Origin of the sequence: Viridibacillus sp. FSL H8-0110, from assembly GCF_038003565.1 — a bacterium.
Lineage (GTDB): Bacteria > Bacillota > Bacilli > Bacillales_A > Planococcaceae > Viridibacillus > Viridibacillus arenosi.
Genome location: NZ_JBBOPJ010000001.1, coordinates 3,181,803 through 3,194,670 on the forward strand (window position 1 = coordinate 3,181,803; position 12,868 = coordinate 3,194,670).

Annotated in this window: 13 protein-coding genes and 1 riboswitch; of the genes, 4 read left to right on the forward strand and 9 right to left on the reverse strand. The window is 34.4% G+C overall.

Annotated elements, in window-relative coordinates; genetic code table 11:
- Positions 1 to 336 precede the first annotated feature (336 nt).
- On the forward strand, positions 337 to 1,041 hold the full coding sequence (locus MHH98_RS15940) for a class I SAM-dependent methyltransferase (protein WP_038190889.1): 705 nt from the start codon (positions 337 to 339) through the stop codon (positions 1,039 to 1,041).
- A gap of 57 nt (positions 1,042 to 1,098) precedes the next feature.
- Here MHH98_RS15940 and MHH98_RS15945 read toward each other — a convergent pair whose 3' ends face one another.
- Together MHH98_RS15945 and MHH98_RS15950 are read right to left on the reverse strand one after the other, a co-directional pair.
- Entirely contained in the window at positions 1,099 to 1,545 is a 447-nt protein-coding gene (locus tag MHH98_RS15945) for a CoxG family protein (RefSeq protein ID WP_038190892.1), read from the reverse strand.
- Positions 1,546 to 2,208: 663 nt separating this feature from the next.
- On the reverse strand, positions 2,209 to 3,372 hold the full coding sequence (locus tag MHH98_RS15950; protein WP_076065252.1) for a C40 family peptidase: 1,164 nt from the start codon (positions 3,370 to 3,372) through the stop codon (positions 2,209 to 2,211).
- 326 nt (positions 3,373 to 3,698) lie between these two features.
- Between MHH98_RS15950 and MHH98_RS15955 the strand changes: the two genes are divergently transcribed.
- Positions 3,699 to 4,295 carry a metallophosphoesterase family protein gene (locus MHH98_RS15955; protein ID WP_038190895.1) on the forward strand — a complete coding sequence of 199 codons (597 nt, stop codon included), beginning with the start codon at positions 3,699 to 3,701 and terminating at the stop codon, positions 4,293 to 4,295.
- A gap of 37 nt (positions 4,296 to 4,332) precedes the next feature.
- Here MHH98_RS15955 and MHH98_RS15960 read toward each other — a convergent pair whose 3' ends face one another.
- Positions 4,333 to 5,085 carry an alpha/beta hydrolase gene (locus tag MHH98_RS15960; protein ID WP_038190897.1) on the reverse strand — a complete coding sequence of 251 codons (753 nt, stop codon included), beginning with the start codon at positions 5,083 to 5,085 and terminating at the stop codon, positions 4,333 to 4,335.
- A 304-nt stretch (positions 5,086 to 5,389) separates the two neighbouring features.
- Between MHH98_RS15960 and MHH98_RS15965 the strand changes: the two genes are divergently transcribed.
- Positions 5,390 to 6,295, forward strand: a complete 906-nt coding sequence (locus tag MHH98_RS15965; RefSeq protein ID WP_038190898.1) for a LysR family transcriptional regulator — start codon at positions 5,390 to 5,392, stop codon at positions 6,293 to 6,295.
- Between the two features lie 56 nt (positions 6,296 to 6,351).
- Here MHH98_RS15965 and MHH98_RS15970 read toward each other — a convergent pair whose 3' ends face one another.
- A complete protein-coding gene (locus MHH98_RS15970; protein WP_076065222.1) occupies positions 6,352 to 6,660 on the reverse strand; it encodes a hypothetical protein in 309 nt (102 codons plus the stop codon).
- Positions 6,661 to 6,755: 95 nt separating this feature from the next.
- Entirely contained in the window at positions 6,756 to 7,718 is a 963-nt protein-coding gene (trhO, locus tag MHH98_RS15975; RefSeq protein ID WP_038190904.1) for an oxygen-dependent tRNA uridine(34) hydroxylase TrhO, read from the reverse strand.
- A gap of 382 nt (positions 7,719 to 8,100) precedes the next feature.
- On the opposite strand from trhO, the gene MHH98_RS15980 reads away from it, so the two are divergent.
- Complete coding sequence (locus MHH98_RS15980; protein ID WP_038190907.1) at positions 8,101 to 8,355, forward strand: GlsB/YeaQ/YmgE family stress response membrane protein; 255 nt, start codon at positions 8,101 to 8,103, stop codon at positions 8,353 to 8,355.
- A gap of 350 nt (positions 8,356 to 8,705) precedes the next feature.
- Here the strand turns inward: MHH98_RS15980 and MHH98_RS15985 are convergent, their stop codons facing one another.
- The 4 genes from MHH98_RS15985 to MHH98_RS16000 all read right to left on the reverse strand — a co-directional run bounded on the left by MHH98_RS15985 (position 8,706) and on the right by MHH98_RS16000 (position 12,797).
- Positions 8,706 to 9,125 (reverse strand): hypothetical protein, encoded by a 420-nt coding sequence (locus tag MHH98_RS15985; RefSeq protein WP_038190910.1) that lies wholly within the window; start codon positions 9,123 to 9,125, stop codon positions 8,706 to 8,708.
- A 210-nt stretch (positions 9,126 to 9,335) separates the two neighbouring features.
- Positions 9,336 to 9,917, reverse strand: coding sequence for an ECF transporter S component (locus MHH98_RS15990; protein ID WP_038190912.1), 582 nt, complete (start codon positions 9,915 to 9,917; stop codon positions 9,336 to 9,338).
- Between the two features lie 162 nt (positions 9,918 to 10,079).
- Positions 10,080 to 10,217: riboswitch (FMN riboswitch) on the reverse strand.
- Positions 10,218 to 10,306: 89 nt separating this feature from the next.
- The gene (locus MHH98_RS15995; protein ID WP_038190915.1) at positions 10,307 to 12,088 is read right to left on the reverse strand and encodes an ATP-binding protein; all 1,782 of its coding nucleotides are present in this window, start codon (positions 12,086 to 12,088) and stop codon (positions 10,307 to 10,309) included.
- Positions 12,081 to 12,797 (reverse strand): response regulator transcription factor, encoded by a 717-nt coding sequence (locus tag MHH98_RS16000; RefSeq protein WP_038190918.1) that lies wholly within the window; start codon positions 12,795 to 12,797, stop codon positions 12,081 to 12,083. The genes MHH98_RS15995 and MHH98_RS16000 overlap by 8 nt, the downstream gene beginning before the upstream one ends.
- Positions 12,798 to 12,868: the final 71 nt, after the last annotated feature.

Genomic DNA, 12,868 nt, shown 5'->3' on the forward strand with positions numbered 1-12,868 from the left:
CATGTATCATTTCGAATACTTAAAATATTTTAGAACTTCCGCTGAAATACTATTGTAATAATTGTAAAAATATTTTCTTGTTAATTAAGAGGAAACCACCTAAAACCCATTTAAACATGTTCTATTTTAGTTTTATAAAACCATCGTACAATCCATCTATACTTTCTGTTGAGTAGCATTCATGATACCCTATGATTATTTAAAGAGCTTTTAGTTGTACTCTCTACAGTTAACACCCTTTACTTTTAATATACAATTAATGTATTTGTAACCATAATACACCCAATTGTTGATAAGATAAATTAGCAAGATAAACCAATTGAAAGGGGAGAAAGTATGGAGAACATTAAGAATTATGATGATTTAAAAAATATGTTAGACAGTTTACTACGAGAACCCGAACAATTTTGGGATGAGTTTTATTCAGATCGTGAAAAGAGGATTCCCTTCTTTGAAAATAAACCAGATGAAAACCTAGTCAGTTATTTTGATCGAAAACTTTTAAACTCTGGTCATGCATTAGAGTTAGGATGTGGACCTGGTAGAAATGCAATTTACCTAACTGAAAAAGGCTATAAGGTAGATGCAGTAGACTTATCTGTAGAATCATTGAAATGGGCTAGGGATAGAATGATTGAAAAAAATATTACAATCAATTTTATTAATCATAATATTTTTGATTTATATATAGAGGATTCAAAATATGATCTAGTTTATGATTCAGGTTGTTTTCATCATATTGCACCACATAGGAGAATGGATTACATAGATTTAATTAAAAAATCGCTTAAGCAAAACGGATACTTTGCTATTAACTGTTTTATCGAAGATGGACCTATTGGAGGTTCTAGTATTTCAGATTGGGAAGTGTATAGGATAAAAAGTTTACAGGGCGGCTTAGGATTTACAGAAGAAAAGCTAAGAAGGGTTTTTCAAGACTTTGAGTGTATTGAAGTACGAAATATGAGAGTAGCCGAATCAAATGAACCCGTTTTTGGTATAGACGGACTACTAACAGCTATTTTTCAGAAAAAGTGCTGAAAGCAGAAATCTAAAAAAGCCTCTCCAAATGGAGAGACTTTTTGACGGTTTTAGCTATTAAACTTGAACTAATCTGATTTTATTAGCTACACGTTCAGTTAGCATAGTTGTTGCTTTTGGTAGTACCGCTTTGAATACTGGATTTAGGACTGGTGCTACTAAACCACCAGCATTTACTTCTAAGAAACCGACCATCTCGGTTTTTTCAGCTTCTAATGCTGTTGCTTCAAAATATCCGTTTCCAGTAAATTTATCTGTTAAACCAATAAGGTTAAATGTAATTTTAGTTGGCTCTATCCAATCAATAATATCTATTTGTACTTTCACAGTTTTTTTCAAGACACCGACATTTCCAGCAAATGTCCAAGTAGATTGACGATCATTGATGATTTCATGTTCTCTATATCCAGGTACAAGTGTTGCCCATTTCTCCATATTGCTTACAAAGTCCCAAACTTCAGTTGCTGGTAATGGAATTTCTACTGCATGTGACGCTGTTGCCATAATCGTTCACTACTTTCTCTATTGAATATTTACAATTACTAGTATAGCGAAAATCTCTTAAATAATCGACAAATTAATACATATCCAAAGTACTTTTTATCCTCCTATTTGATTAATAAGTAAAATAATATTATAGCTACAATAGCATGTTTATAATTTTATAAACTATTAAACTCACACCTAGTATGTCTTAATACCTAAAAAATCTAATCATTATCCAATATTGGATAACGATTAATTTCCTCGCATTAGCCAATCACCACATGATACTATTTATCTTGAATCAAAAGATGGTATTTTCGTGATACCTAAATATAATATTTGATTTTTAAACTCAATGATCATTTCGCTAAAAAAAATCTATTTTCCCCTAGTCATATACCCTATTTTTTTATTAATAAACCAAAGTCCTCAACCATTTTGCGTCAAGTTCTTTTCTCAGCTACTAAAATTTAGCCAAAGTCAATAAGAAACCTTTTCATTCATAACAAATTTCAGGAAAAATTAATTATTGATCATTTTAGCTATGAAGTGCTGGCCACGGATATGCACGTACGATTAGTGAAGTCTATTTTACATATCCAGATAAACAAAAAATCACTTTATTTTATTACTTTTCTCATAAAAAAAGCTCTTTTATGAACAAAGAGCTTTTAGAATTGTTTAGTTTACACCAGAGACACGGCCAAATCCTACTAAATATTGGTTCCACCAATCTAAAGATTCAACAACTACACCATTATTTTGTGCATCTAGCATTCTATTATTTCCTAAGTATATTCCAACGTGTGCAACACCTGAACCGTAACTAAAGAATACTAAATCCCCAGCTTTCGCACTGCTACGATCAATTTTTTCAGTTGCTAGATACTGCTGTGCTGCTGTTCTTGGAAGAGAGTATCCTGCTTGCTTGAATGACCATTGTGTTAAACCTGAACAATCAAACCCTGAAGTTGGATTGCTCCCACCCCATACATAAGAAGTACCTAAATATTTACTAGCTTCTGCAATGGCTTCTGTTGCAGCTTTTGAACCTGAAACATTTGGTTTAGATTGATTGCTGTCATTTGGACTACCACCATTACTGCCATTCCCAGAGTTATTTCCATTACCAACATTATTATCATCACTTACAAATCGTGTATTCTGAAGGTCTTTTAACTTCTGAGCTTCTTCTTCTTTTTCTTTGAGCTCTTTTGCAATACGTTCTTCCTCTTTTTTAGAGGCAATTTGTCTTTTTAGCTCTAATGATTTAACTTTATTTTCAGCCTTTTTTGTTTCAAGTGCGCTTTCTTCCTCTTGCATTTGTTGGAATTGTTTTTGCAATTTTGCTTGTGTTTTTTCTAAATCATCTTTTTGATCAGCCAATTCTTGTTTATCAGCTTCCTGTTCTTCTAACAAGTTTTGATCTGCATCAATAATTGTTTTAACACTCATTGCTCTACTGACTAAGTCTGTAATACTGTCAGATCCAAGCACTGCCTCTATGTATGGGCTAACTGTGCTATCATTTTTTTGATAGGCTTTAAGTCGATCGTCGATTATTTCTGAACGATTTTCTATACGCTCTTCAGTTTCCACAATAGATGCATTAACTTTTTTCAAGTCTTTTTGAGTTACTTTGTAGTCTTCCGTCTTTTTTTGTAATTTCTTCTTTAAATCTTTAATCTCATTATCTAGCTTTTTAATTTTCTTATCTATCTTTACTTTTTTTTGTGTCATTTCTTGTGATGTTGCTGCATCTGCTTGTAGAGGTTGCGCGGTGTACATAAAGCCGCTTGTTAACGCTAATGTCATAACCGCTGTGCGGCCCCATTTCGTATTCATCTTCAAACTTAGTCAACTCATTTCTCTAATCTTTATTTCATATCCCAATTTTCTCACTCATTTATTCTACCATGACTTGAAAAAAATGGGCACTGAATATCCCAACCTTAATAAAAGCGTAATTCGTGTCATGTTTTTGTAACAATTAGGTAATTTTGTCACCTTACTAATATCGGTACCTTACACATGTGTTTAATAAATGCTTTATAAAGTGATTACATTTATCGACAAGTAGCTATACTATTTTTAACTGTTAATAATTATTTTACCAGCAATTTAATGTATGCTATTATTTCTACTATATTTTTGAAAGGATGATTACCTAAATGAAGTATGCATTGATTGGAGATTTGCACTCGTGTTTTGAAGATACTAACGCAGTTTTACAGCATATAAATCAAACGGCTGAAGATGCCACAATCATTGGTTTAGGTGATTTATTTGAATGTAAAATAGGTAAAAAAAGAGCAAAAAACATTAGGGGACTAGCATTTGAAGAGGCTGCTGAGCATTCAGAGCACTTTAGCAATTTGCTACAGTTCCCTTCTGTTCGAGGAAATCAGGAGGAACGCATTATGCAAGTAACGGGTCTCCGAACTTTTCATGAACTTCCGGAGATTCTAAAAATTGACGGTGCGCACATTATACATGGACATCAATTTAAGTGGTCGTTAGATTGGAAACCCCTGTTAACAGATGCTAAACAATCCGTCTTCTTTTTTGGTCATAGCCATGATTCCGCATTTTATAAAAAAGGTAAAAGAAAATCTTTTACTTATGGTAAACCTATTCAATTGAAGCAAAAAAAATACGGGGTTAATGTTGGTGCTGTAATAGGTTCTAGAGAATGGTGTCTATATGATTCAACAGCGCGAACTGTTACATTTATGAAAGCAAAACAAATGAAAAAGCACTCGAGTTAGTATAATAACTCGAGTACTTCTCTTAGGTTAGAAATTATTAGTTGGCGATAGACCAATCAATTTGATCAAGGAAATCCGTTACATCTTCACACACTTTATCGCGTTCTTTACCTGTTGTAATGATGTGTCCTGATTCTTTATACCAGATGATATCTTTTTCTTCAGCATCAACTTGTTCATAGATAAAAGGTGCACTTTCTTGGTAAATCGGCGCATCTAGAGCACCTTGCATAACTAATGTCGGTGCTGTAATTTCATGTAAGTCTTCACAAGTTTCTTCTGTGATTTTTTGAATATCATTTAAAGAGCCTTTTGGCGTTGCTTTTAAACTTTCAAGTTCAGCAATGATTTGTTCTCTTGTTTTACCTTCAAATGATTTATATATTTTAGCATAGTCATATAGGCGATCAAAAAGCCCATCAGTATTTTCACGTTTGATTGGTGCACACATTGATACTACGCCTTTTACTGGGAACTCTTCACCTACGCGTAATGAGAATACTGCACCAAGTGAAATACCAACTACTGCAATATCTTCGTACCCTTGGTCTTTTAAATGGTTATAGCCTGCAACAACATCATTCCACCAGTCTTCAGGACCTGTTTCAAGTAATTCTTCAGGTGATCCACCATGACCTTTATACATCGGTGCATGAACTGTATATCCTCGATCTTGCAAATATTTTCCTAATCTTTTTACATCCTTTGTACTTCCTGTAAAGCCATGAAGTAATAATACTGCTTTACTTCCTCCTTCAAGTGTAAAAGATTTAGGTGCGACTAGTTTCATTTTGACTATCTCCTTTGTAATCGACAAGTAATTAATTTTTGGCTTTCGCCATTCCGTTTATGTAAAACATATTTAATTTAATTTTCTTTAAAAACTCTATAGAGTATTAGAAATGTTTTCATTTCTATTTAAAAACAGACTTTCGCAATAAAATATCCCCTTAAAAATGTCAATATTTTTGTTGTGTCTATTTTATGTCTACCTCATATTAACATTGACGATTAATAATGTATAATTTATAATTCTTATCATTATCATGCATAAAAGGTATCAATTGATTCACTATAAAAAAGGTGGTCTTTTCATGGAATGGCAACAACTCGAATACTTCCAAAAACTAGCTAACATTCAACATATGACCCGCGCAGCTGAGCTTTTATCTATATCACAACCTGCACTTAGTCGCTCTATTGCACGACTTGAAGATGAGTTAGGAGTACCATTATTTGAAAGACAAGGACGTTCTATTATTTTAAATCGTTACGGCGCTATGTTTTTAAAACGTGTAAATAATATTATGCAGGAATATCAGGATGGTTTACATGAGATTCAAGAGCTCGTCGACCCAAATCAAGGTGAAGTTTCACTTGGCTTTTTACATACACTAGGTACAAATGTAGTACCTGATTTAATACGGCTATTCCGCAAAGAATTCCCTGATATCCATTTTCAACTTATTCAAAATCATACACATACACAATTAAAACAACTAAAATCAGGCGAGCTTGATTTATCTTTGCTAGCAGCGATGGAAGTCGAAAAACCTATCCAATGGACTGAATTATGGAGAGATGAGTTGTATCTGATTGTGCCGATTTATCACCCACTAGCTATGAAGAAGAGTATTACACTTAAAGAACTAGCTGATGAATCATTTATTTTGTTAAAAAAAGGGTACGCTTTACGTATTACGGTTGATGAAATTTTTGAGAAGGTCGGAATTACACCTAAAATCACTTTTGTAGGTGATGAGGTAGGGACTGTTGCAGGGTTTGTAGCAAATGGACTTGGCTTTTCATTGTTACCGGACGGTGAGGAAATTAATCCTAGGAAAATTGCTAAAATTCATATCAGTGATGTGAAATGTGAACGTATTATTGGCATGGCCTGGGCAGAGGGGCGCTATTTATCCCCTGCTGCAAAGCAATTTCAAAAATTCATACTGGATTTCTTTGAGGCACGAAAAAAAGCATCAAAAGAGCATAAATAGGCCCTTTTGCTGCTTTTACTTTGGTATAAAGATAGATTTAACTTCAATAATATCTATTATTCTAACTCAACTGCTAGTTCAACTATTTCTCCTTCATGTTCTTCTAATAATTCCAAGATGTCATGATCATCTATATAAAAATCATTGGCAAATTTAATGCCACCATAACCATCTTTTCCTTCAAAGCAGAAGATTTCAGCTGTACCTCTATATTCTTGTAATTGAGACTTTTGCAAATGTAGGTTCATTTGTACGTCTTCCCCATCAAAATCAATAAAGTATTTTGCGAGCGCAGTTTTATCTATGTAAAGGATATTGGGTCCTTTCATTTTTTGAATAATAATTGTTCCTTTTAAAGTCGGCATAGTAAATTCCTTTCTGCTTTTTTGGCATATTAAACGGATAAAAGGCTGCCAGTGTACGGGAGATCCCGACATATGGCAGCCTTCTATAAATTTGTTTAAGCGATTACTTCGCCAATTTGTGCTAAACGTTCTTTTACTTCAACCTCAGTTAAACCATTACGAGGGATATAGCGATTACGAGGATGTACACGACATTCATGAGTACAGCCACCTAAATGCTTATCTTCATTTTCTTTTGAAGCGATAATTTGCTTGTTACATTCAGGGTTTGAACAATTAATATAACGTTCACAAGGTTCGCCATCAAAATGATCACGACCTACGATTACATGCTCTACTTGATTCACGGGTACAGTTAAACGTTCGTCGAAAACGTAACATTGACCGTCCCAAAGCTGACCTTTAGCTACAGGGTCTTTTCCGTAAGTAACGATACCACCGTGTAATTGACTCACATCTTCAAAACCTTCACGTTTTAACCAACCTGAGAATTTTTCGCAACGAATTCCACCCGTACAGTAAGTTAAAATTTGCTTACCTTCTAGTAGTTCTTTGTTGTCGCGAATCCAGTCTGGTAAATCGCGGAACGTTTCGATATCTGGGCGAATCGCGCCTTTGAAGTGGCCTACATCAAATTCGTACGTATTACGTGCATCAACGATTACTGTATTCTCTTCTTGCATCTTCTCTAAGAATTCTGCTGGCTCTAAGTAATTACCTGTAATTTCATGCGGGTTAACATCGTCTTCTAGGCTTAAATTTACAAGTTCAGGTCTTGGACGTACATGCATTTTCTTGAAAGCATGTTGCTCTGATTCATCAATTTTGAAAACGATACCGTCAAAGCGAGGATCAGCTTTCATATGAGCCATGTAAGCATCTGTTTGTTCCACAGTTCCTGAGACTGTTCCATTAATACCTTCTGAAGCGACTAAAATACGACCTTTTAACTCAATTGATTTACAGTATGCTAAATGCTCTACAGCAAATGCCTCTGGGTCTTCAATCGTTGTGTAAAAGTAATAAAGTAAAACGCGGTAATTCAATGTTGTTTCCACCTATCGAGTATATTTGCAAGATATAGTTATAGGGTTTTAATGTATAGCATTATTCTTGCATTTGTTGTTTAATAGTACTTTTCAAAAAGAGCACCTCTATCATTATACATCATTATTCTGTTTTGTGTTGGGAGACGATTGAGGGACTTTTGAAGGAATAATGGAAACAGGGTTGTTAATTAAATAATATAGCGTAGCTACCGCTCTTTAGCATATTCTAATCCAAGGAGGCCTAATTTCACTTTATTACACAGTGCTACATTTGAATATAGTAATTCTTTATCACTTGCTCAAATTTACACCACAGTATTAATTGGCTTTTACAGGTTTCATATTTAGTCTACAGGGAATTAGTACCTTAAGATTATAGGGAGGTTTACATATGTTTAGTTTTATTTGGTTTTTGATTATTGGAGGAATTTTGGGGTGGTTAGCAAGCCTAATTATAGGTAAAGACATCCCCGGAGGAATTATTGGCAATATTATTGCAGGTATTATTGGAGCTTGGATAGGTGGTAATTTATTTGGTCAATGGGGACCAGCCTTAAGCGATTTCTATATCCTACCAGCTTTACTTGGTTCAATTATATTAATTTTAATAGTAAGTTTCATAATGACCTTAACTCATAAAGAATGATGAAAGCCTGAGCGTTATGCTCAGGTTTTTTTCTTTTCTTTGTTTAATATAAATGTAAGAGAATCACTAAATTCTTTTCCCACCTTTTCCCTTGAAAATATAATGATACGTGAGCGGATAATAAAGTTACAACGTGTTATTAAAAGAATTAATGAATAGATAATGATAAGAGCATAAATTGATTATTGTTGTCAAAATATGCTCTCAAAGTATAACCGAACAATTTATATCGGCACTTCTTTTTCTTCCTACAGCTATTAGTAATCCTGTTTCTTTAGCTTTTTTTCACTTTATTGTTATCATAAAAAAAGCAATGAGATATAGGGCCTCATTGCTAATTGATGTTAAATTCAAATATTCTGCTCTTCATAAGAATATTGCGTCATACGAATAGCAACTTTACGTAACATTAAATCTACGAAAAAGAAAACGCTTCCTAAAATGAAGCCAGCAGTAGCAGCTGTTATTATTTGAAGTGACCAAACTCCACCTTGTGAGTAATATGCAACTGTAATCGGAATGACAATTCCTGTTCCGAAAGCCATATGCAATAGTAGAGAGTAACCTCTCACATTCATTTTACGCTCTGCTATTCGATCTGCTATATACGAAGCTAATAAACCGTATGTAAAAATAATTGGAACGACATATACGGTTAATGCAAATGCACTGTGTAGAAAATGTTCATCTGTTTGCATAAATAATAAAGGTAATGTAAAAAAGGCAATTATTGATGTAAAAAAGGAGCTTAATAATTTTCGTTCAGCCATTCACATACATCCTTTCTTTTATGGAAGTTAATCTCGATATATCGAATAAATTATATAACATTGTAAAATCACAAGTTATATATTCTCGTTTTTACATCATTATCTTACTCAATGTACTGAATATTCTATTTATTAACAGTATTATACATTCATTCAACGTTTTATTCAATTATAAAAGCCGATGTCTTTTTACAAACATCGGCTGAAGGTTTAATTTAAATAATGCATTCGTTGTTTTTCAATCCATTTTTTCATGCTATTAAACAATAGCATGAATATAATCATGACAATGAATCCTTTTATAATATTAAAAGGTAAAACACCTAGTACAATCATTTTCGTTAATGCTGTTCCAGTTGTAGCTGGGACATTTAAAAAGTACGTATACATAGGTAAGAATAGTACATAGTTCAGTAAACTCATACCTACTGCCATCGATAGTGTACCAATGACAAACCCAGTAGTTAGGCCCTTTGTACTTGAAAGTCGTTTATAAACAAAATATACCGGCATGATAAATAATACACCTGTTGTAAAGTTTGCAATATGGCCAACTGGCATACCTGTAGGACTCCCTGAGAAAATCCAATCTAACACGTTCTTAAATAACTCAACTAGAATACCTGCTAGTGGCCCCATGGTGATTGCTGCGATTAAGGCTGGCACATCACTAAAGTCCACTTCCAAAAATGCCGGAAACGGTGGTAGAGGGAAGTTAAATAGCATTAAAACAAAAGAAATACTACTTAACATTGCAATTGCAATCCTCTTCTGCAACTTCATGTTCTTCATAATACTTTTCTCTCCTTTTGTAGATCCACTTCAAAAAGAGGAAAGGTATAGTCGTTGTTGCTATGCAAAAAAATACCCTTAAGCACATAGTGTACTTAAGGGAGAATTTAGGCATAGTCAAATAAGCGTCTTATTGATACTCAAATTGAAAGACGACCGTACCTTCACCTTCTCCCATCCAGACTATACTGTCGGCTTTGGAATTTAACCAAATCCTGCCTTGCGGCTCGCGGGCTCAAGAGTATTGCTTAGTTCTCTAATACCGCCGATCGGGAATTTCACCCTGCCCCGAAGATGAACCATAATTTAATTGTAATACACTATAACTATATGCAAAAAAACACGAATTGTAAAGTCTTCTAACTTACAATCCGTGTTTTACATTTAATTTACATTTTTTCAATTGGTAAATAGAATGTGAATGTAGTTCCTTTATCAACTTCACTTTCCACTGTAATTCTACCCTTATGTGCTTCAACAATATTTTTGGCAATGGCAAGACCTAGACCAGTCCCACCCTTACCACGTGTTCTAGCTTTATCAGCTTTATAGAAACGCTCAAATACATACTGCAAATCATCGGCAGGTATCCCTGCACCGTTATCTTTTACTTGAATGCGTGCAAAGGATAGCTGACGGTCTACAATAACTTCTACACTTCCTTCGACTAGTGTATGACGTATGGCATTGTCAATTAAGTTTGTTAATACTTGTTCTATACGGTCTTCATCCATTTCTAAGTGAAGTGTATCTTCGATTGTTGTATTAAATGTCAGATTTACGTGTTTCTCTTTTGCTACTTGAACAAATTTTTGCGTAATTCTTTCAATAACAGGTGATATTGGAACAGAATCTTTATATAAACGCATATGTCCTGATTCCATACGAGCTAAGTCAAGCAAGTCTGTGACTAAACGCCCCATTCGTTGCGACTCATCATAGATGATTTTAATCATTTCTTTACGTTCTTCTTCACTTGAGACGACATCATCCATAATCGCTTCACTATAGCCTTGAAGCATCGCTATTGGAGTTCGTAATTCATGTGAGACATTCGCTATAAAGTCTGAACGTAATTTATCTAAACGATGCTCTTCCGTTTTATCTCGTAACACAGCTACTGCACCGCGCACGGAATTTCCACTATATAACGGGCTAATTGAAATCGCATAATAGGATCTTTCAATTTCAAGCTCTACTTCCAGCTCTTCTTCCAAGTCTAAAACGTGGTCAAGCATATGATAAATTTCAGCAGGAATAGGTTTATCACTATTGGCACTCTTATTGATAAACCATTTTTGTAGTAAAAGTTCCGCAGGTGGATTGCTGACCAAAATGGTACGGTCACGATTAAACGTAATTACTGCGTCTGTCATCGATGTCAATATACTTGATAGCTGTTCTTTCTCTTGGTTAATTACTTCTAAGTGGTGTTTAAGTTGTTTGCCCATTTGATTGAAAGCAGTCGCTAATTGACCAATTTCATCATTTTGTAAAACAGGTACTTTTGTTTCAAAATTACCTTTTGCTAATTCAAATGCTGCTTCTCTCATTTTACGAAGAGGAGACGTAATTCGAGTTGATAAGAAAAACGCAAAGAAAGTTGTCAACATCAAAGCAATTGCCGCCGCTAGAAAGACAATTTTAGTCGTTTCTTCTGTCGTCCTATGTATAGCGTCTGGGCTTTGATAAATAAATATGGCTCCGTGTAGTTCGCTTTCAACATCTATAGGAAAAGCTAAAACGATGTAAGACTCCATATGTTCTTTTTTCGTTGTTGAAGGAAGCATCATTTCTTTTACAACTGGTGCATTCGATGTAAATACTTTATCAAATGCTTTTTCATTAAGAATTTGTTGTTTAATTCCCTCTTGATTAAGTCCCTCTTGTAATGAAAAAGAAACTTTACCTGGTTTCTCGGCGATTAATGCATTTGTTTCATCACTCAGAACATCTGAAATAATAGCCTTTGTAGAGTCCGTTGTTTCACGGTCATTGATAATACGAGCAATTGTGGAAGCTTCTTGACGTAATGAGGACTCTGTTTGTTTAGTATGGTAGTTTGATAAAAATTCGAGCATTAGTACAGTGAAAACAAACAATACAAAAGAAACGAGAAGCAATATGGTTACCCATAGCTTCCCGACAACGCTGTTCCACATTCTATTCATTGACTACCTCAAATTTATAGCCAACGCCCCATACCGTTACAATCATTTTTGCCGCATTTTCAGAAACACGGTTTAGTTTTTCACGTAAACGTTTCACATGTGTATCAACTGTACGTAAATCTCCAAAAAAATCATAATGCCATACTTCTTTTAATAATTGCTCTCTGTCGAATACTTTATCTGGTGATTTTGCTAAAAAGTACAATAATTCGTATTCTTTTGGTGTTAAATTGACTTCTACACCATCAGCAGAAACTCGGTGTGCGTCATGATCGATTGTTAAATGTGGGAAGACAACTAAATCTTTTGATGCAGAAGTTGTTGTAATTGGTGAGAATGCTGCAGAACGACGTAAAATAGCTTTTACACGTAAAACCACTTCACGTGGGCTAAATGGTTTTACAATATAGTCATCAGCTCCTAGTTCGAAACCTGATACTCGGTTTGCCTCTTCACCTTTTGCCGTTAATAGAATAATTGGCGTTGTTTTTTTATCACGAATTTCTTCACATACTTGTAAGCCATCTTTTTCAGGCATCATTATATCAAGGAGAATACAATGGTACTCATTTGCTAATGCCTTTTCCACTGCTTCTTCTCCGTCTTCAGCTTCTTCTACTACATACCCTTCACGTTCTAAATACATTCTTAACAAACGGCGGATTCTATCCTCATCGTCTACTACTAAAATTGAAATTTGTTCATTCACAACTATTCCTCCCAAAACCATCTATATGTCTATTGTACAATCAGCCTATCGAAATGAAAAGAAAAGCCCTT